This is a genomic window from Mucilaginibacter gotjawali, from assembly GCF_002355435.1.
Classification (GTDB): Bacteria; Bacteroidota; Bacteroidia; order Sphingobacteriales; family Sphingobacteriaceae; genus Mucilaginibacter; species Mucilaginibacter gotjawali.
This window is the reverse complement of record NZ_AP017313.1, coordinates 6,128,754-6,151,527: the sequence shown is the minus strand read 5'-3', so window position 1 is coordinate 6,151,527 and position 22,774 is coordinate 6,128,754. Positions and strand designations below refer to the sequence as shown.

Sequence of the window (22,774 nt, the reverse complement as noted above, 5' to 3'; positions counted from 1 at the left end):
ATTATTTATGAATATTAGATGAAATTTTGCCACGCTTTAAATTATTAACTAAAAAACAGACGGTTTTTTTCGTTATTCGTTTTATTTCGGGTTTAGAATTACGCCTGGAATCTCGCGGATACACAAACTGGATTATTTCCAGGTGATATTAAACTTCTTTCATTATTTGATGTAAAACCATTTATATTAGGGGCTATGAAATCCAAACCTGGCCCAATTTATCTTGCCTGTATTATCTTACTTTCAGGCCTGTTTCTTTTTGTTCGTTGTAAAACTGCCGAAAAAACCGGCAAGGACGAAGTAAGCCAATTTTTGAACGGCTTTAATAACCGGGTAAAAGAGGGTAATGCCGATTCGCTGATGACTTATTTTGATGCTGACAGAAAACTGAAAGTATTAAAGCGGCTGGTTAATTTATTGTCCGGTAAAAAGAGCCTTAACGGTAAAGAAAAGCCTTTGGCAGGAATTAACCTTGATGTTGACGCTGCCAGGATCAAAATTATTGATGATGAATGGGTGACGGTGAGCATCCCCGCAACTTTTAGTCATGACGCGTTGGACTCAAAAGCATCGGTATTGATCTTGAAAATACATAAAGTTGCACCGCATAAGTTAAAAATAGCCCAGGTGGACGCACGGCAGTTTTTAACCGATTATATGGTATATGAAAATTTTGTAAGGAGTAAAACGGTAGATGAAAAGGATATATATAGCCCCATTACACTTGCTGCGTTTAAAACAGCCGGCCAATTAAAAACAAGGTATGACAGTGTGATTTGGTTTGCCCACCTTGATCAAAAGACTTTTTTTTATGTGGTGAAGGGGCATTGGGATATGGAAAAGGATATCAATCGCCCCAAAGATTCTGTTATTGTGCCTTATAAGATGGGATTGGTTAATCCGGACCTGAAAGAGATCATTCCTCCGGATTATGATTTGATCCATAATATCAGCGGTACGTTCCCCGGCCTTGTAGAGGTTGAAAAAGATAAGAAAAGAGGTTTTTATGATCTTGAAGGTAAAATTGTCATTCCCGTTGTTTATGACCAGGTATTTCCCATTGACGATGACGCCAATTTAGCAGTACTGCGGAATGGGGCCGATTATTTCTACTTTAAAAAAGACAAGAGCATTTCTGAGAAGGTTAACCTGAAAATGGCCGATATTTTTTCGAAAATTAAAAATATTGCGAACCATTTTGACGTATATAAAAGCGCACTAAATATTATTACCGAATATAATTCGCGTCAGGAAAGCGGTGTAGTTTATATTCCGCCGTCCTATTTGGCCGATCTGAATATGATCGAAAAGTCAAAGGATTTTAAAAATCCCTTAAGAAAACCAGTAGAGGAAAACGGGGAAGAAGATGACGGTTTGCATCAAAGTTATGACATAAGCTTCACTGGTAAAGGTAAGCAGCCGGAAAACTGGCTGGAAGCATCATTTTATTCAATTGAAGATTATTTTTTAGGCGGACGTTCCGGCTTTTATGACAAAAAGAATATAGTAATTGTTGATAAGAAGAAGGACAGAATTTATACACAGGATATTACCACCGATTTTGAACCCGATGGCAGCGGTTTGTTAGGCGGTGTATGTGATGTGAATAGTTTTAAGGTAATCAACGATTCTCTTTTCGAGGTAAAAGCTGGGGCTATACTCTCAATAGAACTTTATGATACCACAAAGTATATCTCCGGGGGGCCGTTCTATCACTATTTGGCAATTAGAAATAATGAATTAACGGAGTTGCCAAATAACCGGACCTTTGGTTTTACTAAATACGTTAAAATGGACGACTCGTATTTAAGTGCTTGTTATAAAATGCTTATAGGCACGGGCCGTTTTGATAAAAGGGAAGAAAAAACGATAGATGAAATTACCCCCGATATACTCCGTTATATGAAAAATGAGATCTACGCCGATTATCGTTACCAGTTTAAAGATAAAAGATGGACAGAGGTATTTGCTGATATGGCATCCTATAACAACTACACCGGGCAGGAAAAACCGTGCAATGCGAATGTTGACGACTCATTGACAACCATTGATAAATACAACATCAATTGGATCAGCCAGAAATTAAAAGGGGTAAAAACCAAACCCAACACCACCCTTGCCGCCAAATGAAAATAGCGGGAAAGGTGCTATGGTATTTTGCCTTTTTTTGGGTGTTGGTGTTGTGCGCAGGTACATTTTTGCAGTACTATGATTTTAAAAACGATTCGCACTTTTTGCAGATAAAAGAGGCTGCTGTAAAAACAGGCTGGTACCTGCCCGCATTTTATTGCCATATCATAGGCAGCAGTATTATATTGATGGCCGGCTTTTTTCAATTCTCCAAAAAGGTGTATAGGAATAAGCCCCTGCATAAGGCGCTGGGTAAAGTTTATGTGTTCGGAGTGCTATTCTTTGCTGCCCCGGGCGCTTATATCATGACGCTGTTTATCGACCGCGGCAAGTGGGTTTTCTTATCGTTCCTGCTGCAAAATACATTGTGGGTAATATTTACCCTGTCGGCCTGGCTGCTTGTAAAAAACAAAAGGATTGACGACCACATCAAAATGATGCGCCGAAGCTATGCCCTGGCTTTTGGCGCAGTTACCCTGCGTTTTTATATCTGGGCCTTTACGGTATTTGGCAGTGGCGTAGGCTTTGCAAATAACTACATCATTATTTCGTTTTTAAGCTGGGTACCCAACCTTATTTTGGCCGAAGGGATAAATTATTATTACCGGAAACAGGTTTTTATTGCAGGATAAACAAGTTTAATAAAAGTAAAACCCGCTGAAATTAAGGCGAATAGCGATTAAAAAGCATGTTTTTTAAAAAACACTTGGCTTAATTAAAAACGAAGCGTATATTTGCCATCCCAAACGGAGAAATCCAACGGGCTAACGGAGTGGTAGTTCAGCTGGTTAGAATACGTGCCTGTCACGCACGGGGTCGCGGGTTCGAGTCCCGTCCATTCCGCAAAAGCTTCATCCCAAAAGGATGGAGCTTTTTTGCTTTATGTTATTTTAGGGATCAAGCCGAAAAAATAAGCAGATTAAAACCAAAAAGCCTCCAACTTTCGCTGGAGGCTTTGTAGCCCGTAGGGGAATCGAACCCCTGTTTCAAGAATGAAAATCTTACGTCCTAACCCCTAGACGAACGGGCCAATTTTTGAGATCATGTACCTTTCGGCCCAATGAGTCCCTTTATTTTGGGATTGCAAAGATAAAGTTTTAAAGAGAAAAATAAAATAAAGTTTGAAATTTTTTTGAAAAGTCCGAAAGTCGGGAAAGTCAGTAAAGTCCGAAAGATGGTTGTGGGTGGTTTTTTTACCCCGAAAAGTACTTTCACTCGCGTTTATCTTTCGGACTTTCCGGACTTCCCGACTTCCCGACTCCTAAACATTTGACATTCCTCAAACAAAATGCAGCTCCCTGCATTTTATATATCATAATATCCGCTTACCTTTATAATACAAAAATACCTTACCCGTTATATGAAAGCAATATGGAACGACCAGGTGATTGCCGAAAGCGATGACACCATTGTAGTTGAGAATAACCATTATTTCCCGAAAGAGAGTGTTAATACCGAATATTTGAGGCCCTCGCCTGCACATACCACCTGCATTTGGAAGGGTAAGGCATCCTACCACACGCTTGAAGTAAACGGAAAAGAAAACCTGGATGCTGCGTGGTTTTACCCGGATCCGAGCCCTGCGGCGGCTCAAATTAAAGATTACATCGCCTTTTGGAAAGGTGTAAAAGTAATAGCCTGATATGAAACAATACGATGCAATAGTTATCGGATCAGGCCAGGCAGGCGGACCGCTGGCCAAAAAACTGGCCCTCGCGGGCAAGAGAACGGCGCTGATAGAAAAACGCTGGATCGGGGGCACCTGTGTAAATGATGGCTGCACGCCCACAAAAACCATGGTGGCTTCGGCAAAAATGGCTTATATGGCCGATAACAGCCAGGCGCTCGGTGTAAAAATAAAAGGCTTTTCGGTGGACATGGCAAAGATCAAAAAGAGAAAGGACGCCATCGTTCACCAATTCAGGAATGGCAGCCAGAAAGGCTTGGAGGCTACCAGAAACCTCGATGTCATCTTCGGCGAAGCTACCTTTACGGGTGACAAAACCATTTCGGTAAAACTGAACAGCGGCAGGATAAAGGAGTTTAATGCCGACTTATTTTTTATCAATACCGGCGCCAAACCCTTTATTCCTGAAATTGAAGGCTTAAACGACATTGACTATCTAACCTCAACCACCATTATGGACCTGGATAAAGTGCCCGAACATTTGCTGGTGATCGGTGGCAATTATATCGGCCTGGAGTTTGGGCAAATGTTCAGCCGCTTTGGCAGCAAGGTTACTATTGTCGAAAAGTCAGGCCGGATCGTATCCCGTGAGGACGAAGATGTTTCGGAAGAGCTTACCAAAATATTACAGGAAGAGGATATCACCATTCTTTGCAATGCCTCAACATCAAAAATCAAAAAGAAACAGGGTGAAAAAATCACCGCAACAGTGTTAATTAATGGGTCGGAAAAAAAGGTCAGGTGCTCGCACGTACTGGTTGCCGTGGGGCGCGTGCCACAAACGGCCACTTTAAACCTGCCGGCAACCGGGGTTGAAATGGATGAACGCGGCAACGTTAAGGTAAATGATAAACTGGAAACCAATATTAAAGGCATTTACGCTTTGGGCGATGTAAAAGGCGGCCCGGCCTTTACGCACATCAGTTATAACGACTATACCATTGTTTACCGTAACCTGGTAAAAAATGAGAATCTCAGCATAAAGGACCGTCCCGTGCCTTACTGTATGTTTACCGATCCGCAACTGGGCTGTATCGGCATCAATGAAACTGAGGCCAAAAAACGTAAACTGAATTATAAAGTAGCAAAACTGCCCATGGCTTATGTTGCCCGCGCCATTGAGACAGGCGATACCCGCGGCTTCATGAAAGCCATTGTTGATCCGGATACCAAACAGATTCTGGGCGCCACTATTTTAGGCCCTGAAGGCGGCGAAACCATGACGGTGCTGCAAATGGCCATGGCAGGCGGCATTACTTATGATGAGATCCGCTATTTTGTATTCGCCCACCCGCTTTTTGCCGAATCGTTAAATAACCTTTTTATGGCGATGGATACATAACTGTTTGAAATGAAATTAATGAAAAGCCCGGGGTGTGCGATTCCTCTCTTGAGAGGGGCGGAGGGGTGTGTACATGCGATTGCCTATGCGGATAGTATCCTTTATTACTCAATCCCGTTGAAAAGATGATTAAGGTTGAACAGCTCAGCAAACACTTTGGCAAAGTTAAAGCCGTAAACGGCATTTCGTTCGAAGTGGAGGAGCAGGAGAATCTTATCCTTTTGGGCACCAGCGGCTGCGGCAAAACCACCACACTTAAAATGATCAACAGGCTTATTGAGCCAACATCAGGTAAAATTTTTATCGACGGAAAAAACATCCTGGAGCAACAGCCCGAAGTATTGCGGCGCGGCATTGGCTACGTACTGCAAAATAACGGTCTTTTTCCGCATTATACCGTTGCCGAAAATATTGCCATCGTACCGCAACTGTTAAAATGGGATAAAAAGCGGATAGAAAAACGCACCAGCGAATTACTTGAAAAATTGCATCTCTCCACAAAACACCTCAGCGCCTATCCCAGCGAGTTAAGCGGTGGCCAGCAACAGCGCATAGGGCTGGCAAGGGCTTTGGTGGCTGACCCTCCGGTATTGCTGATGGATGAACCATTTGGCGCGCTGGACAATGTTACCCGCTCAAAAATACAGGCAGAGTTTAAGGCGCTGGATGAACTGAAAAGAAAGACCATTATTATGGTTACCCATGATGTGCAGGAAGCCTTTGAACTGGGCGACCGCATTTGCATTATGGATAAAGGGGAAATTGTCCAAAATGGCACTCCATCAGCGTTGTTGTTCAAGCCCAAAAACGATTTTGTAAAGGAATTTTTGAAAGAGCAAAGGCTACTGCTGGAATTTAAAACAATCACGGTTAAATCACTCTGGCATTTACTTTCAGATGAAGAGATAAAAGGGCAACAGCCTGGCATACTGGTTAATTATACAACTGATTTATGGACAGTTTTCGAACGGGCTGCATTTTTTAATGCTGAACGCTTAAATATGGCAAATTTGGAAAACAAGGAAATGAAGACGGTGTCTTTTGAAACTTTAATGTCAGCTTTTTATCAATATCAGAAAGGGCACAGCCGTGAATGAGCAGCAATCTTTATGGGATTTTATGCGCCAGCAATCGGGCAAGCTTGCCGAACAAACCGTTCAGCATATCGGGCTTACTTTTATATCCCTGTTCATTGCTGTACTTATTGGCTTACCGTTGGGCATATTTATCAGCCGGAGACAACGATTTTCCGGCCCGGTTTTGGGTGTTGCAGGCGTATTACAAACCATCCCCAGCATAGCCTTGCTGGGTTTTATGATCCCGGTTTTGGGCATCGGGGCCAAACCCGCTATTACCGCCCTGTTACTTTATGCCTTACTGCCCATCATCCGCAACACCTTTACGGGGATAACCGGGGTTGACGCTGCTGTTAAAGAGGCCGCGGTAGCTATGGGCATGAGCAAATGGCAGGTATTAAAAAAGGTGGAACTGCCGCTGGCGATGCCGGTGATCTTTGCGGGCATCCGCACAGCCACCGTAATAACTGTAGGCGTAGCGACGCTGGCATCATATATCGCTGCAGGCGGCCTGGGTGAGTTTATCTTCGGTGGCATCTCGCTCAACAATACCAATATGATCCTGGCCGGCGCCATCCCGGCGGCATTGCTGGCTGTTTTATTTGATTTTTTGCTGTCGCGATTGCAAAAGCTCAACCTAAAAAGACTAAAAACTGCTACTATAATACTGCCGCTGCTGCTTGTTCTATTGTCCTCATTTTACTGGATCCCATCTGCCTATGGCAGCAAACTCAAGGCAGGGTTCACCCCGGAGTTTATGGGCAGGCGCGATGGTAACCTGGGCCTGCAAAGCAAATACGGCTTGCGTATCCGTACCGTAGTGATCAGTGATGCAGTGATGTATAAGGCCGCTTACGAAAAACAGCTCGACGTGATCAGCGGTTATTCAACTGATGGAAGGCTAAGGGCATACGACCTGGTGGTATTAAAAGATGACAAAGGAATTTTTCCGCCATATTACGCCGCACCCATCGTTAGAGAAAATTCACTAACAAAATTTGCATTGTTAGAAAAAATACTAAATTTGTTAGCCGGGAAAATAAACGACAGCACCATGACCGCCCTGAACTATCAAACTGATTACCTTCATCAAAGCCCTGAAAAAGTGGCAAAAAACTTCCTGGTTTCACAAAAATTATGGAGGCCGGCGCAAAATGGAAATGAAGGTGTGGTACGGATCGGGTCGAAAATATTTGGCGAACAATACATCCTGGCGAATATGTACAGCATGCTGATTAAAGGATATTCCCGTTACGATGTTGCCACCAAAACAGGGCTGGGGGGTACAAAAATATGCTTTGATGCTTTAATGAATGACCAGATCGATCTGTACCCTGAATATACAGGAACAGGTTTACTGGCCATATTACAGCCTCCGGTTAAAGTTATTGATTCAGTAAGCACCGGCAGCCAGGCAACCTATATTTATGTAAAGGATGGATTTGAGAAAAAATATAATGTCAAATGGCTAAAACCAATCGGGTTTAATAATGCGTATGCTTTGATGATGCGGAGGCAGCAGGCCAAAAATTTAAATATTAAAACAATTTCTAACCTGAAACGATATTTGGATAACAGGTAACACCAATGGACACAGCCGAAAAAATAATTTCAAGTGATCTGGCAACCCGATATATCGGGGTTCGCAAACGCACAGAGCAGATATGCAGCCCCCTGCAGACCGAGGACTATGTGGTGCAGCCTGTAGTTGACGTCAGCCCGCCTAAATGGCATATCGGGCATACAACCTGGTTTTTTGAAACCTTTATCCTGAAGCCTTATTTTATGGGCTACCGGGAATATAATCCCGATTACAACTATGTATTCAACAGTTACTACGAAACGGTAGGAAACCGGGTGATCCGCACCGACAGGGGTAACCTGAGCCGGCCAACAGTAATGGAGATTTACCGTTACCGGGAGTATGTGGACGAGGCAATGCTAAAGTTTTTGCACGAAAGTATTGGTGACGAAATAAAGGAGTTGCTGATACTTGGCCTGAACCATGAGGAACAGCACCAGGAACTATTATACACCGATATCAAATACATTTTGGGCCATAACCCGCTTTTTCCTGCCTATTCAAAGGATTACGTTTCGCCGAAGGTTAATTGGGTGGAGAACGAAAAATTCATCAGCGTAAAGGAAGATATCTATGAGATCGGGTTTGCCGGCGACGGTTTTTGTTTTGACAACGAACTGAATCGCCATAAAGTTTACCTGCAGGCCTATGAGATCAGCCCGAACCAGGTAACCAATGCCGAATACCTGAATTTTATGAATGCAGGCGGTTATCATGATTTCAGGCACTGGCATGCCGAAGGCTGGGACTGGGTAAAAAACAATAAAATAGAATCGCCCATGTACTGGCATTTAATCGACGGGGAGTGGTACCAGTATTCCTATCATGGCCTGGGGCTATTGAATCCCAAAGAGCCGGTTTGCCATATCAGTTATTTCGAGGCCTATGCTTATGCGGCATGGAAAGCATTGAGGCTGCCAACAGAATTTGAATGGGAAGCGGCCGCCAACCAATTTAGCTGGGGCAAAAACTGGGAATGGACCGAAAGCAGTTACCTTCCTTATCCCGGTTTCGTAAAAGCACCCGGCGCCATTGGCGAATACAATGGCAAATTTATGGTAAATCAAAAGGTGCTGCGCGGCGCTTCCGAAGTAACACCTCCGGGGCATAGCCGTGTTACCTATAGAAACTTTTTTCAAACACATTTACGCTGGCAGTTTACAGGCATTAGGTTGGCCAAATAACATCCAGATGATATACTACCTATGAAAAACATTGAAAACATGCAGGCTGTCCCGATGGCTATCGGGATAACCCGACCTGAAAAAATAAAAAGCAGCCAGTTTTACCTGGATGTGATAACGGGTTTAAATGCACAACCGAAATATTTAAACTCTAAATATTTTTATGACGTCGTTGGCGATAAACTCTTCCAGGACCTGATGAACTGCGAAGAGTATTACCCCACCAACTGTGAGCTGGAGATATTCGGCGAAAAAACAGCTGAGATATGCGGGGCCATCATGGGGGAAGGAGATGCTTTTGATTTAATTGAGTTAGGCGCCGGCGATGCTACCAAATCAGCCTATCTTTTAGCTTATCTTTTGGAAAACAATGCCGGTTTCACTTATCTGCCGATTGATATTTCTGATAATGTGATTTCCTACCTAAACATCACCCTGCCGGTAACTTTGCCCGGAATTAAAATAAAAGGCCTGAACGGCGAATATTTTGAAATGCTTGAAAGAGCTGCTGCTGCTTCAAATAAACGCAAAGTAGTGCTGTTTTTAGGATCAAACATTGGCAATATGCAGCATGATGATGCTGTAGATTTTTGCCGGAACATGCGGGCGCATCTGTCAAAAGGCGATATGCTGCTGATTGGTTTCGACCTTAAAAAAAATCCAAAAACTATATTGGCTGCCTATAATGATAAAGAGGGCATCACTAAAAAGTTTAACCTTAATTTACTGGAACGCATCAACCGGGAACTGGATGGTCATTTTGATATAGCTAAATTTGAACACTATCCTACTTATGATCCCGAAAACGGCGCCTGCAAAAGTTACCTGGTAAGCACCTGCGATCAGGAAGTAAACATTGGCGCTGAAACCATTAGCTTTTTGAAGGATGAATATATTTTTATGGAGATTTCTCAAAAGTTTTCTGTCATCCAAACCAACGAAATGGCCATCAGTTCCGGATTTAAACCGGTTGACCATTTTTTTGACAGCCGGAAATGGTTTACCGATGCGATCTGGATAGCGGAATAAGAGTCAATTTTAATTCTTGGCGATCGGCATATAATTCAATCTTTGCTGAAAATAGGCATCCCAGCTATGCTGCTGTACCCGATTGGTTGAGTTTTGGGTATCGGTGTCGTAATTTTGGTTAAGTTGCTTGTACTTTGCCTCAATACGGTCGAAGATATTATCAGCCACTCTATGATAATCGGACCGGAAAACGGTCCGGCCAACCGTTCTTAATAGCTCCTGCTGCTCCATATAGCTGATGTTGTAGTGGCCCTGTTCATGTTTTAATATTTCTTCAAGCATTTCCCTGGAGCCGATCTTAGACAGGTTCATCCATGAACGATCACTGTTCATTATCAGTTTTATATAGAACGTTAAAACATAATAATCCTTTTCGGGCCTGGCGGTGTAGCTGTATTCAATGGTGCAATTGGTGTAGGCAATTGCGCCATCGCCATTGTTACTGGGTGCGCCTTTAAAATCATTTACCGTTAACCTCTTATAAGGCTGTGCAAACGCCTGGCAGCAAAAAAACATTAATGCGGCTACGAGAATTAGCCGCCTGACCCTTATTTCCATTTATTTAAAAGTAAAATTTTTACTTTTTGACTTTATCAGCATGCAATTGGTTTAACGCCATTAATTCTTTCATGGTATGCTGCATGGCATCGGTTGATCCGTCAAGGAAAATAACGTTGCCGGTAGAGTTTTCTGCAAAATGTTTGATGGATTCTGTCCACATGGTAAACAGGATAACCGAGGTGTCCATATTAGCATCCTGCATTTCTTTGGCTGCTACTGACATCCCCTTGGCCACTTCCTCGCGGAACAGCGCAACACCCTGCCCGCGCAGCTGCGATGCCTGGCGCTCAGCTTCTGCCGATATCTTGATGGCATTACCTTCGGCCTCGGCAGCTTTTGTTTTGGTGATCAACAGGGCCTGGCCTTCATTTTCGGCGGCAGCCTTCAGGTTATTGGAGGCAACCACCTGGCTCATTGATTTCATGATCACTTCATCAAAAGTAATATCGTTTAACTGCAGGTCCTGCAAGTGATAACCCCAGCCTTCAAGCACTACATCCAGTTGTTCTTTTACGTGTTCAACAATATCCCTCCGGAGGATCAATACTTCCGATTGGCGCTTAGTGGCTACAAAAGCCCTTATTGAACCTTCGACCGTGCGGATAAGTGCCTGCATCAGATTCCGGTCGTCAACAAACTTAAAGGCTACGTTTTTAATGGTCTCCTCCTGCTGATCGAGTACCGAATAAAGCAGCATCGCTTTAAAGTAAACGTTGGCCTGGTCAAAGGTCACCGCCTGGAACTCCAGTTCAACCGAACGGTTTTGGATAGATATTTTTGAATAGATGCTTTCAATAAACGGCAATTTAAAGTTAAGGCCGGGAGTTAAGATGCGGCGATACTTGCCAAAAATGGTAATTACTACGATAGTGCCCTGTTTTACAGACACAAAAGATGAAAATAAAACTACGAGGATAATAAAAACAAAAATTAAAGTGCCTATTTCAGGTGTCATAACGAATAGATTTATGCCTATAAATATAATGGTAATTATTGGTGTGCTATTTGTTTTGTATAAAAAGCATGAAATAAAAATGCAGAAATCATTATGAACTTAAAACGAACATTCGGAGCCATTCTAACTGTATTGGGTATTATAGGCTTAATTTATGCCGGCATCGAAATTATTAACCACAGCGGCAACTATACCACCCTTATTGTTGTAGCCGTAATTGCCGTTATGTTTTTCTTTACCGGTATCAGTCTTGTCCGCACCACTAATGATGATGCCAAGTAATTTATAGTAATATTAATATTTTACAGGCAAAATCGTTCCGTCATCGGTTATATTTAACCCGGGTTGTTCGAAATCGGTAGCAGTTAACATTTTAATATGGTTGGCTACCCGGTTCAGACTATCGGGCATTAAGCCGTTGTTATGTGATTGCATGTTCGAGATGATACGGCCGTTTAAAAATTCGCCTTTTTTATTTAGATAAACCTTTAATACCGGGGCCATGCCGCAAATGCCCGCTACACTAACACACCTGTAGGTACAAAAGTTACCGAGGCTATAGGCAATCAGCCGGTTTTTATAAAGTTCCATAGCCCGGCAAACATGTGGTCCGTTTCCCAGTATGATATCAGCGCCGGCATCAATAGCATTATGCGCAAAGGCATGTACATCACCGCGGTTTTCGGTAATAAACTTTTCGTAAGTACAGGGGATGTGCTCATAGGCGGCGCCTTCGCCACCGCCATGAAAGGAAACAATTACAATATCACATTGTTGTTTTAATTGCTGTATAATTGCTGCCGATTTCTTCAGGTTCAGGAGCGGCAATGTTTGTCCGTTTGGTGCGAAGGCGCAAAACCCATAGGTAATGCCATTAATTTTAAAGATGGCCGAAGGTTTGCTGTTAAGCCCGCCATATTGAATGCCGAGGCTGTCGAGCACTTTCATCGTACTTACGCGCCCCTTTTGGTCAAAATCATTACTATGGTTATTGGCAAGGCTAAGTACATTAAATCCTGCCTGTTTAATTACCGCACCGTAACTCACCGGCATTCTGAATAAAAAAGCAGGCTGTAGCTGGTGCAACTTAAAATATGCCGGTGCGCCGGTGTCCAGTAAAGTGCCTTCAAGGTTACCAAAAGTAATATCGGCATTTTTCAATTCATCCAAAACATTTTTAAAACTGCTTTTGGCACTGTCGGGTGGTAAGGTCCGGTTATCAGGATAGGAGGTGCCCAGCATGATATCGCCAACGGCGGCTATACAAACAGAATTGGCGACTACCTTTGGCTTTGATGCAACAACCACGGGTTTAGCTTTAGGCTGATGCTTTTCAGCCTGTCTGTTTTCCTGTTTTTCCCCGCAGGAAGAAAAATATAAAGTAGCGGCAATAATTAGTAGTAAGAAACGTCTGCTCATTCAAAAAAAATCCTCTCATAAATGAAAGGATTTTTTCTGAAATATAAAATATTTTTAATTCTTGCTGTTATCGTCTTCCTGTTTTTGAAGCTCAGCTTTAAACGAATCAAGCATACGGCCTCCCCTGTAAAAATAACGCTTGTAATAAGCATCATCAAGGCTGCTGATTGCAACTCCTCTTGAAGAAGCGTGTGCAAAACGGTTATTGCCCAGATAAATGCCTACATGCGAGATACGACGACTGTGTATTTTAAAGAAAACAAGGTCGCCCTCCTGCAAATCGTCCTTCCTTACAGGACTAACCATGCTGAAAATATCCCTTGAGCTGCGTTGAATGTCCATATTGAACACCTGGCTATATAATTCTTTGGTAAATGCTGAACAATCGATACCACGCCTTGAGCTTCCGCCAAATCGGTATGGTGTACCAATCCAATCATATACAAAATGGAACAACTTCATGTTTGAAGTAGCAGAAAGCGCAACACCCATAATTTGGGATAAATAATCTTTAGCTAAACTTTCCTGGTCATCTGAATTTTTATTGTCCGCAGGGCTTGGACTTTCTTTTGTTTGCGCCTGAACGGCTAAAACGCTGAAAAATAGTGCAATAACGATAGTAATTTTCTTCATTTAACTGAATTTTTGTTGTTATTAGGCCAACAAATGTTTATTAAATTGGACACCCTGTCTATTGTTGGGTACAAAACTATTTAAAATTTTGATAATTGCAATAAAAAGGTCATTTTTTTCCACAATTGTAACACACTGTTAATAATTTGGGGGTTTATATACAACACAACCCTCTCTTTTATTTCGATTTTTCTAATTTCATTGTCAAATGTGCCCGTATTTAACAAACTTTAACTCCTTAAAAGAACGGTTTATTGCCTTTTACGCAACAAATAAAAAAATAAGCATAAAACTCTATAACAAATTCATCGCAGTTTCGATATTTTCAAGGATATAATTAGATTTGCGCTTTACTCGTAAAATTGATCGTTTAATATATTACATGAGTTCAATCGAAATAAATAAAGACACCTACCTGATGTGGTACGAGTCGATGCTTTTAATGCGCAAGTTTGAGGAGAAAGCAGGCCAATTATACGGACAGCAAAAAATCAGGGGCTTTTGCCATTTATACATTGGGCAGGAAGCTGTTTTGGCGGGAGCCATGTCGGTAATTAAACCGGAAGACAGTATGATCACCGCTTATCGTGACCATGCGCATGCCATTGCCAAGGGAGTTAGCTCCAATGCCATCATGGCTGAACTATATGGTAAGGCTACCGGATGTTCCAAAGGCAAGGGCGGCTCGATGCACATGTTCAGTAAAGAACACCACTTTTATGGCGGCCATGGCATTGTAGGCGGACAGATCCCGATGGGTGCCGGCGTTGCATTTGCTGAAAAATTTAAAGGCACTGATTTTGTGAACATTACCTATATGGGTGATGGTGCCGTAAGGCAGGGTGCTTTGACCGAAACTTTTAATTTGGCTGCATTATGGAAACTTCCCGTAATTTTTGTTTGCGAGAACAATGGTTATGCTATGGGCACCTCTCTTGAACGTACCACCGTACAAACCGACATTTATAAATTAGGATTGCCCTATGGTATCCCGTCTTCGCCGGTGGATGGTATGGATCCGGCCGCTGTGCACAAAGCAATGGACGAAGCCTGCCAGCGTGCGCGTGCGGGTGAAGGACCAACATTTTTGGAAATGCGTACTTACAGGTACAAAGGTCACTCCATGTCCGACCCGCAGAAATACCGTACCAAAGATGAATTGGAAAGCTACAAGGCCAAGGACCCTATCGAACTGGTAAAACATACAATTATTTCGGAAGGTTATGCTGATGACAAGTGGTTTGAAGAGATTGACGCGAAAGTGAAAGCTGAAGTGGAAGAATCCGTTAAGTTTTCGGAAGAGTCGCCATGGCCTGAGGCATCGGAATTATATACTGATGTGTATGTTGAAAAAGATTACCCTTTTATAAGGAGCTAATCATTACATTTAAACTGGATTTTAAAAATAACTACAGATACATATAGTATATGGCCGAAGTAATTAAGATGCCGAAAATGAGCGATACCATGACTGAAGGGGTATTAGCAAAATGGCATAAAAAAGTTGGTGATAAGGTGAAATCAGGCGATGTTATGGCCGAGATAGAAACGGATAAAGCCACCATGGATTTTGAATCGTACCAGGACGGAACACTGCTTTATATTGGTGTTGAAGAAGGCAAAGCGGTCCCGGTTGATGCGCTTATAGCGATCATTGGAAAAGAAGGTGAAGACTATAAAGCTTTACTGGCCGGCGATGCGGCATCAGCAGCACCTGCGGCTGAAAGCAAGCCCACGCCCGCAGCAGAAGTTGCAACACGTGCGGCTGCTGAAGAAAAGAAACCTGCTGCCCCGGTTGAAGCAAAACCAAAGGTTGACAAAAGCGGTATCCCTGCGGTAGTTATCCGCATGCCTGCCCTTAGCGACACCATGACTGAAGGAGTGATCAATAAATGGAACTTTAAAGTTGGCGATAAAGTAAAATCAGACGACTCACTGGCGGACGTGGAAACCGATAAGGCAACCATGGAAGTAGTAGGTTATGAAGAAGGTACTTTACTATATATAGGCCCTAAAGAAGGTGAAGCTGCACCAGTGAATGGCATTATAGCTATTGTAGGTAAAGAGGGCACTGATATTACCCCGTTGTTACAGGATGATGATGCACCTGCCGCTAAACCTGCTGACGAAAGCGCACCGGCTACTGCCGAAGCGGCCGCAACAGCTGAAGCTGAAACAGACGGCCCGTCAATAGCTGACGACAGCCGTGTAAAGGCTTCGCCGCTGGCGCGTAAAATTGCAAAAGAAAAAGGCATCAACCTTAATGATGTAAAAGGAAGCGCCGAAGGCGGCCGCATTATCAAGAAAGATGTTGAAGAATATGTTCCGGCTGCCAAGCCGGCTGCGGCGCCTGCTGTAAGCGCTCCAGCAGCAGCACCAGCTGCCGCCGCGCCAGCTGCTGCTAAACCTGCCCCGGTAATTGCAAGTTACACCGGCGAAGAGAAGTTTACCGAGAAACCGGTTAGCCAGATGCGCAAAGCCATCAGCCGCCGTTTGTCGGAAAGTTTGTTTACCGCACCGCATTTTTATGTAACCATGAGCATTGATATGGACCAGGCCATTGCCGCCCGTACCCGCATCAACGAAGTGGCCCCGGTAAAAATATCATTTAACGATTTTGTATTGAAAGCCTGCGCCGTTGCCTTAAAACAACACCCGGCGATCAACTCATCATTCCTGGGCGATAAGATCCGCTTTAACGAGCACGTACATATTGGCGTTGCTGTTGCAGTTGACGAAGGTTTACTTGTACCGGTAATTAAATATGCTGATGGCAAATCATTAAGCGCCATATCTGTTGAAGTAAAGGAATTTGCAGGTAAAGCCAAAAGCAAAAAACTGCAGCCAAATGAAATGGAAGGCTCAACTTTCACCATCTCAAACTTAGGTATGTTTGGGGTTGACGAATTTACTGCTATCATTAACACACCAAACGCCTGTATTTTGGCCGTTAGCGGCATACAGCAAATACCTGTAGTTAAAAGTGGCGCTGTAGTGCCCGGCAATGTAATGAAGGTTACCCTCAGCTGTGATCACCGCGTGGTTGACGGCGCCACAGGTGCCGCATTCCTGCAGACCTTAAAGTCAATGCTGGAAGAACCGGTAAGGCTATTGATTTAATTTCGGATTTCGGAATTAGTTAAGATTTAATATTTAAGCGATGGGTTTTCGGGCTCATCGCTTTTTTTATTGCCTGGCAGGGCATAAAAAAACTTCGGCAATCGACAGGCGAATCAAAAAGATACAGCCGTCGCAATATTTTAGATTTATCTTTGGCGATAATAAAACGCCAATTACCTTAAGCTAACAATGGAAATATCAACACAACTCAGTAATGATTTAACAGAAGTATTGCAGGGAAACCCATGGTACGGCCCTTCAGTTTATGAAATCATTGAACAGGTAAGTTTTGAGGCAGCCTTTGAAAAACCGCCCGGATCAGTACATTCGATAGCAGGGATCCTGCTGCATATGATCTCCTGGACAGAGGAAGTGATCGACCGGATGAATGGCTTACCATCGCAGGTTCCTTCAAGCGGAGACTGGCCTGACCCGGGAACGCCCGACGAACAAAAATGGCAAAATTATGTCAGTGACCTAAAACTGGTTAACGTAAATTTGCTGGGTATTATCCAAAATTTTCCGAAAGAGCAATGGACTGAACATGTTACAGGTGTTGTTGAAAACGATCCGGGCACAACATTTGAGGCATTGATAAAAGGTTTGATACAACATCATATTTATCATTCGGGGCAAGTTTCATTATTATTACGGATTATTGATTAGGATTACACCGATTGGAGAAGGATTGCACCGATTATCGATATGATAAAATCAGTGAAACCGGGCGTAGCGAACTCACGAACACCAATGAAAAATAAACACCTGGTAAATAATCATTAACAGCAATCGGTGTAATCAACAACACAAAATCAGTGAAATCATAAAAATGGCATCACAAAAAACAACAAATAAAAAGACTTTGGTTTTAGGCGCAACGCCTAACGAGGCCCGATATGCCAATCTTGCCGCCAACCGGCTGGTACGGAGCGGGCATAGCATTGTAAATGTTGGCATCAGAAAGGGGGAAGTTGCCGGTGTACCTATTGAGCGCCCCGAAACCATTTACGCAGATATTGACACCATCACTTTATATGTGGGGCCACAGCACCAGGAAAACCTTTATGATTATATTTTAAAAACCCATCCTAAAAGAATCATTTTTAACCCGGGAACGGAAAATTCGGAACTTCGGAAACTGGCTGATGAGCAGGGTATTGAAACGGAATATGCCTGTACGCTGGTTTTGCTTTCGATAGGGCAGTATTAGGGCTTTATCCAGAGAGGAATTTCATCCTGAGACGCAAAATAGAGACGCAAAATATTGCGTCTCTACCTGTTTAATTTTTCACAGATCTCTTTTATCGTAATACTTACCGGCTTAAAATCAATACCGATAGCTTTTTTGATTTTAGAATTATCGTAATCGCGGGTAATTGTGGCTGCGCGTGCCGATACTTTATCAATTGCCGGCGCCCTGCCGGTAAGCAATGCTGCTAATGCTGCCCCGCGCCAGGCAAAGCCCATCATTAAGGCGCCGGCATGCATTGCTGGTGGTTTAATACCAAAATCCTCTGCAATTTCGCTGGTAAGTTGTTTGTAGTTCCGGTTTTCGGCGCTCACAATATAACGCTCGCCACTGATTTTAGTATTCATCAGCGCTATCATACTTTTGGCAACATCCTCCACGTCAACAAACCCGCAGCTACCTGACGTGTAAAATTTAAGGCCATTTCTTACAGTTTCAAAAAGTTGCCCGCTGCCTTTAATACCTGCATTAGCGCCTATAATGATTGAAGGGTTAACGATCACAGCGTGCAAACCTTCGGCAATACCGCGCCAAACCTCCATCTCGCTTTCAAGTTTGGATATGGCATATCCATCGTCTTCCCTGTCAAGGTCGAGGTTATGGTTTTCTGTTACCAGGTCCCCGGGTTTGGCCAGCCCGATCGCGGCAACTGAGCTTACATGCACCAGCCTGATTTTTTGCTGCATGCATAAGTTAACCAAATTAGCGGTTGCGGCAATATTGGTTTTTATCATCGGCTTTTTGTCGGCCTGCCTGAGCGATACCCAGGCAGCACAATGATACACCTGTGAGATATCTTTTAACGCCTCTTCAAGAGCAAAAATATCCAGCAGATCTGCGTCTACCCAATCGATAATTGTTTCAAAGGAGCGCAAAATTGCGGGAATTGAAGATGATTCCCGTTTGGTGCACCGGAAACGATTACCTTGTTTTGCCAGCTGCAAAGCCAGTTCTGAACCTAAAAACCCAGTCGCCCCGGTAACTAATATCATTAATTTGAAAATTTGAAAATCCGACTATTTGAAAATGTCTTCTGCAAAGATGCTAAATCAAACTTTCAAATCAACTAATCTAATAATTTGAATATGTTTGTCTTTTATATTGCTATACAGATTTGTCATTATCAAATCTTCAAATTAAATAATTTTCAAATCAAAAATGTCTTTATCTGATTTTTTTACACCTATTGATGCTGAAAAGATCATCCCAAAAAAGGGATATTATACCAGCCAGCTGGGCAGTAAGATCGAATACTATTCGGTTGATTTTCCCGACCTGGAACAAAAAACAGATATCGCCATCATCGGGGTACTGGAAGACCGTAACGCCATCAACAATGCGGGCTGTGCCTTAGGTCCTGATTATGTACGCGAAAAATTTTACCTGTTGAATGAAGGTAATTACAATACCAAGATTGTTGACCTTGGTAATATCAGGCAGGGCGCCGCAGTAACCGATACCTATTTCGCATTGAAGACGGTGGTGAATGAACTGGTAAAAAAGGATATAATTCCCGTAATTATAGGGGGCGGGCAGGACCTTACCTATGCACAATACCTGGCCTACGAAACACTGGAACAGAAAGTCGACCTGGTGATCATAGATCCGCGCTTTGACCTGGATGACGACGATAAGGGTATTGATACCATCGAAACCACGTCCACATCTTATCTTAATAAAATATTTTTACACGATCCGAATTACCTGTTTAATTTCAGTAACCTGGGCTATCAAACCTATTATACCAGCCAGGACAGTTTGCGGGTGATGGATAAATTATACTTTGATACCCATCGCCTTGGCGAAATAGCCGGAAATATTGCGGTTGCAGAGCCAATTATACGGAATGCAAGTATGGTGAGTTTTGATATGGGGGCCATCAGATCATCTGATGCTGCCGGAAATGCCAACGCAAACCCCAATGGATTTTGGGGGAACGAGGCTTGTCAGCTGGCGCGCTATGCCGGTATTAATGACAAGCTGAGTTCGGTAGGCTTTTATGAATTTAACCCGGCTTACGATAATAACGGCCAAACCGCGCTGCTGCTGGCCCAGATGATATGGTATTTTATGGATGGGGTTTACAGCCGGAAAAAGGATTTTCCGCTCCATCCAAAATCACAATACTTAATTTACAAAACCAGTTTAAAGCACGATGAACATGAATTGGTATTTGTAAAAAGCAAAAAAACCGACCGGTGGTGGATGCAGGTGCCGTACCCCAGCCGCGGATCAAAAAATGAGCGCTTTCATTTGGTTCCCTGCAGATATGACGATTACAAGACCGCCGTATCGGGCGAAATGCCCGATCTTTGGTGGCGTACCTTTCAAAAATTAAACTAAAAATCGTATTTAAGCGTTAACACAGCTTAGTCAATATCAAAAAATGAAGAAACTGTTTTTATATATTTCCCTGTTTTTACCTGTCGCGCTATTTGCACAGGATCCGCAAGCTTTTGTAATAAAAGGCAAAATAGGTACCCTGAATGCACCAGCGAAAGTTTATTTAGCCTACCAGGTTGGCGCCACCAAGGTGATTGACTCCGCAGTGATTACGAACGGTGTCTTCACTTTTAGCGGAAATGTATTGAACCCAACCAATGCTTCCATGCTGCTTGACCACAAAGGAACCGGCATTACCAAAACAGACAGCACTTCGGATATTTTGAATTTTTATATTGAAAAGGGCGAAATAGTGATTACCAGCCCGGACTCGGCCTATAAAGCTGTTGTTACAGGTTCAAAAATAAATGATGACAGTAAAAGGCTGATCGGCCAACTTAAACCGATAAATGACAGGGCCAATGCTTTAAATGCCGAGAAAAAGCGCGCTTCGGAAGCACAATTAAATTCTGCGGATTTCCAAAATAAGATGGAGACGAGATTTAAAGAATTGCAGATAGAACAAAAAGCAGTGATCAAGATGTTCATTTTATCCAATCCGAACAGTTATTTAAGCATACTGGCCCTATATTCGGTAGGCGGGCCTTCACCCGATCCGGGTGAGCTGGATACTTTGTATAATTCACTCTCGCCCGAATTAAAAAACATGGAAGCCGCAAAGGTTTTTAAAACACAGCTTGATGCTTTAAGACACACTTCGGTGGGTGTTATGGCACCAGATTTTACCCAAAACGATGTGAATGGCGTGCCTGTAAAACTATCATCTTTCAGGGGTAAATATGTATTGCTTGATTTTTGGGCATCATGGTGTGGCCCATGCCGTGAAGAAAACCCGAATGTGGTAAAGGCATACAATAAATATAAGGATAAAAACTTCACCATTTTAAGTGTGTCCCTGGATAAACCTGAAGGCAGGAACAGTTGGCTGTCGGCTATTAAAACTGATGGCTTAAGCTGGACCCAGGTATCCGACCTCAAATTTTGGAACAACGAAGCGGCAACGCTTTATTCCATCACTTCTATCCCTTCAAATTTCCTGATAGACCCCAATGGGAAGATCGTTGCAAAAGATCTTCGCGGGGGCGACCTGGAGAACATGCTGGACCAGGTTTTGGGGAAATGATAAATTTTCACGATAATTAGCCTGCCTTTGGAATAAAATAAAAAATATGAAAAAATACTGTTAATAGCGCTGGCAGCAATACCGGCAATGGGATGGGCACAAGCCGGTAAATACACCATAGACGGCACTTTGGGATCGTTTAACAAGCCTGCCAAAATATATTTACGCACCTATATTAATGAAAAGGAGGCGACCGATTCAGTAATCCTTAAAAACGGCACCTTCCATTTCGATGGCACCGTTGGGGCAGAACCTGTTAGTGCATACCTGATATTTAATGAAAAAGGCACCGGCGCAAAGTTTACTGAAAACAACTACAAGGAAATTTATATTGAACAGGGCGCTTTAAAAGTAAACGGTTATGATTTTATTGCTAACGCGAAAATTGAGGGCTCAAAAACCAACGCAGATAATGATCGGTATAACGCGCTGTTAAAACCGACTAACGACGCCTACGCTGTCCTGGCAGCAAAGCGAAAGGCAGCGAAACCAGAGGAATTGCAAACTGAGGCTTTTCAAAAAGAAAACAGCAGGGCCGAAAAAGCGATTGATGATCAAAGCGCCGAAATCAATAAAAAATTCGTGCAGGATAATCCGGATTCGTATATCAGCTTATCTGCGCTGGAAATGTATGCCTATGGCGCCGATTATGCTGACATTGCGCCCTTGTACAACAGTTTATCTGCCAGGTTAAAACAGACTGATGCAGGTAAGAAGTTTGGCGACAGGCTGCCAAAAATTAAAGCGGTGGCCCTGGGCGCCATCGCTCCTGAATTTACCGAGGCCGACAGCAGCGGCACTATGGTCAGCCTGTCTTCCTTCAGGGGTAAATATGTATTGGTTGATTTTTGGGCATCGTGGTGCGGGCCCTGCCGCCGTGAAAACCCCAATATTGTAAGGGCGTATAATCATTATAAGGATCAGAAATTTACTATTCTCGGTGTATCTTTAGATCAGCCAAATGGCAAAAAGAATTGGCTCACTGCCGTTAAAAAAGACGGGCTTAACTGGACCCAGGTGTCGGATCTGAAAGGTTGGAGCAGCAAAGACGCCGATCTTTATGCTGTAAGGGGAATACCGCAAAACTTTTTGCTAGACCCGGACGGGAAGATCATTGCCAAAACCCTTACAGGTGAAGAACTGGAAGCTAAATTAGCGGAGATTTTTGCCAAGTCAAATACAGGTAAATAGATTTGTCCCTACAAATAAAAAGTCCGAAAGATGAAGAATTTGTCTTCCCTTTCGGACTTTTTATTTGAAGCTTCTTTCGGACTTTCCGGA

The 22,774-nt window shown here is 43.1% G+C and carries 21 protein-coding genes and 2 tRNA genes; 17 read left to right on the top strand and 6 right to left on the bottom strand.

The window, feature by feature from the left end:
• The first annotated feature begins 195 nt into the window (after positions 1 to 195).
• From MgSA37_RS27085 to MgSA37_RS27075, 3 genes are all read left to right on the top strand, one after another.
• Positions 196 to 2,130, top strand: coding sequence for a WG repeat-containing protein (locus MgSA37_RS27085; protein WP_096356855.1), 1,935 nt, complete (start codon positions 196 to 198; stop codon positions 2,128 to 2,130).
• Positions 2,127 to 2,762, top strand: coding sequence for a DUF2306 domain-containing protein (locus MgSA37_RS27080; protein ID WP_096356854.1), 636 nt, complete (start codon positions 2,127 to 2,129; stop codon positions 2,760 to 2,762). Before MgSA37_RS27085 ends, MgSA37_RS27080 begins: the two co-directional genes overlap by 4 nt.
• Positions 2,763 to 2,899: 137 nt before the next feature.
• Positions 2,900 to 2,973: transfer RNA gene (locus MgSA37_RS27075), tRNA-Asp, on the top strand.
• A gap of 115 nt (positions 2,974 to 3,088) precedes the next feature.
• Here MgSA37_RS27075 and MgSA37_RS27070 read toward each other — a convergent pair.
• A tRNA-Glu gene (locus MgSA37_RS27070) sits at positions 3,089 to 3,160 on the bottom strand.
• Between the two features lie 330 nt (positions 3,161 to 3,490).
• On the opposite strand from MgSA37_RS27070, the gene MgSA37_RS27065 reads away from it, so the two are divergent.
• The 6 genes from MgSA37_RS27065 to MgSA37_RS27040 all read left to right on the top strand — a co-directional run bounded on the left by MgSA37_RS27065 (position 3,491) and on the right by MgSA37_RS27040 (position 10,030).
• On the top strand, positions 3,491 to 3,772 hold the full coding sequence (locus MgSA37_RS27065; protein WP_096356852.1) for a DUF427 domain-containing protein: 282 nt from the start codon (positions 3,491 to 3,493) through the stop codon (positions 3,770 to 3,772).
• A 1-nt stretch (position 3,773) separates the two neighbouring features.
• A complete protein-coding gene (locus MgSA37_RS27060; RefSeq protein ID WP_096356850.1) occupies positions 3,774 to 5,159 on the top strand; it encodes a mercuric reductase in 1,386 nt (461 codons plus the stop codon).
• A gap of 125 nt (positions 5,160 to 5,284) precedes the next feature.
• Positions 5,285 to 6,256 (top strand): ABC transporter ATP-binding protein, encoded by a 972-nt coding sequence (locus MgSA37_RS27055; RefSeq protein WP_096356849.1) that lies wholly within the window; start codon positions 5,285 to 5,287, stop codon positions 6,254 to 6,256.
• Positions 6,249 to 7,817, top strand: coding sequence for an ABC transporter permease/substrate-binding protein (locus MgSA37_RS27050; RefSeq protein ID WP_096356847.1), 1,569 nt, complete (start codon positions 6,249 to 6,251; stop codon positions 7,815 to 7,817). The genes MgSA37_RS27055 and MgSA37_RS27050 overlap by 8 nt, the downstream gene beginning before the upstream one ends.
• A 5-nt stretch (positions 7,818 to 7,822) precedes the next feature.
• Positions 7,823 to 9,001: an ergothioneine biosynthesis protein EgtB gene (egtB, locus tag MgSA37_RS27045; RefSeq protein ID WP_096356845.1), complete on the top strand. Its 1,179-nt coding sequence runs from the start codon at positions 7,823 to 7,825 to the stop codon at positions 8,999 to 9,001.
• Positions 9,002 to 9,022: 21 nt separating this feature from the next.
• On the top strand, positions 9,023 to 10,030 hold the full coding sequence (locus MgSA37_RS27040; RefSeq protein ID WP_232010742.1) for an L-histidine N(alpha)-methyltransferase: 1,008 nt from the start codon (positions 9,023 to 9,025) through the stop codon (positions 10,028 to 10,030).
• Between the two features lie 9 nt (positions 10,031 to 10,039).
• Here MgSA37_RS27040 and MgSA37_RS27035 read toward each other — a convergent pair whose 3' ends face one another.
• Together MgSA37_RS27035 and MgSA37_RS27030 are read right to left on the bottom strand one after the other, a co-directional pair.
• Positions 10,040 to 10,588: a DUF922 domain-containing protein gene (locus MgSA37_RS27035; RefSeq protein ID WP_096356843.1), complete on the bottom strand. Its 549-nt coding sequence runs from the start codon at positions 10,586 to 10,588 to the stop codon at positions 10,040 to 10,042.
• A gap of 19 nt (positions 10,589 to 10,607) precedes the next feature.
• Entirely contained in the window at positions 10,608 to 11,546 is a 939-nt protein-coding gene (locus MgSA37_RS27030) for an SPFH domain-containing protein (protein WP_096356841.1), read from the bottom strand.
• Between the two features lie 93 nt (positions 11,547 to 11,639).
• On the opposite strand from MgSA37_RS27030, the gene MgSA37_RS27025 reads away from it, so the two are divergent.
• Positions 11,640 to 11,828: a hypothetical protein gene (locus MgSA37_RS27025; protein ID WP_096356839.1), complete on the top strand. Its 189-nt coding sequence runs from the start codon at positions 11,640 to 11,642 to the stop codon at positions 11,826 to 11,828.
• A gap of 12 nt (positions 11,829 to 11,840) precedes the next feature.
• Here MgSA37_RS27025 and MgSA37_RS27020 read toward each other — a convergent pair whose 3' ends face one another.
• Both MgSA37_RS27020 and MgSA37_RS27015 read right to left on the bottom strand, forming a co-directional pair.
• Positions 11,841 to 12,965 carry a CapA family protein gene (locus tag MgSA37_RS27020; RefSeq protein WP_096356837.1) on the bottom strand — a complete coding sequence of 375 codons (1,125 nt, stop codon included), beginning with the start codon at positions 12,963 to 12,965 and terminating at the stop codon, positions 11,841 to 11,843.
• 54 nt (positions 12,966 to 13,019) lie between these two features.
• On the bottom strand, positions 13,020 to 13,598 hold the full coding sequence (locus tag MgSA37_RS27015; protein ID WP_096356835.1) for a C40 family peptidase: 579 nt from the start codon (positions 13,596 to 13,598) through the stop codon (positions 13,020 to 13,022).
• Positions 13,599 to 13,980: 382 nt separating this feature from the next.
• Here MgSA37_RS27015 and pdhA point away from each other — a divergent pair, with 382 nt between their 5' ends.
• From pdhA to MgSA37_RS26995, 4 genes are all read left to right on the top strand, one after another.
• Positions 13,981 to 14,976 (top strand): pyruvate dehydrogenase (acetyl-transferring) E1 component subunit alpha, encoded by a 996-nt coding sequence (pdhA, locus tag MgSA37_RS27010; protein ID WP_096356834.1) that lies wholly within the window; start codon positions 13,981 to 13,983, stop codon positions 14,974 to 14,976.
• A 50-nt stretch (positions 14,977 to 15,026) separates the two neighbouring features.
• Positions 15,027 to 16,718: a pyruvate dehydrogenase complex dihydrolipoamide acetyltransferase gene (locus MgSA37_RS27005; protein ID WP_096356832.1), complete on the top strand. Its 1,692-nt coding sequence runs from the start codon at positions 15,027 to 15,029 to the stop codon at positions 16,716 to 16,718.
• Between the two features lie 189 nt (positions 16,719 to 16,907).
• Positions 16,908 to 17,384 (top strand): DinB family protein, encoded by a 477-nt coding sequence (locus MgSA37_RS27000; protein ID WP_096356830.1) that lies wholly within the window; start codon positions 16,908 to 16,910, stop codon positions 17,382 to 17,384.
• A gap of 163 nt (positions 17,385 to 17,547) precedes the next feature.
• Positions 17,548 to 17,928, top strand: coding sequence for a CoA-binding protein (locus tag MgSA37_RS26995; RefSeq protein ID WP_096356828.1), 381 nt, complete (start codon positions 17,548 to 17,550; stop codon positions 17,926 to 17,928).
• A 62-nt stretch (positions 17,929 to 17,990) separates the two neighbouring features.
• On the opposite strand, the gene MgSA37_RS26990 is transcribed toward MgSA37_RS26995, so the two are convergent.
• A complete protein-coding gene (locus MgSA37_RS26990) occupies positions 17,991 to 18,959 on the bottom strand; it encodes an NAD-dependent epimerase/dehydratase family protein (RefSeq protein WP_096356826.1) in 969 nt (322 codons plus the stop codon).
• Positions 18,960 to 19,125: 166 nt separating this feature from the next.
• On the opposite strand from MgSA37_RS26990, the gene MgSA37_RS26985 reads away from it, so the two are divergent.
• From MgSA37_RS26985 to MgSA37_RS26975, 3 genes are all read left to right on the top strand, one after another.
• Complete coding sequence (locus MgSA37_RS26985; RefSeq protein WP_096356824.1) at positions 19,126 to 20,310, top strand: formimidoylglutamase; 1,185 nt, start codon at positions 19,126 to 19,128, stop codon at positions 20,308 to 20,310.
• 43 nt (positions 20,311 to 20,353) lie between these two features.
• The gene (locus MgSA37_RS26980; protein WP_096356822.1) at positions 20,354 to 21,493 is read left to right on the top strand and encodes a TlpA disulfide reductase family protein; all 1,140 of its coding nucleotides are present in this window, start codon (positions 20,354 to 20,356) and stop codon (positions 21,491 to 21,493) included.
• Positions 21,494 to 21,580: 87 nt separating this feature from the next.
• Positions 21,581 to 22,684: a TlpA disulfide reductase family protein gene (locus MgSA37_RS26975; protein WP_096356820.1), complete on the top strand. Its 1,104-nt coding sequence runs from the start codon at positions 21,581 to 21,583 to the stop codon at positions 22,682 to 22,684.
• Positions 22,685 to 22,774: the final 90 nt, after the last annotated feature.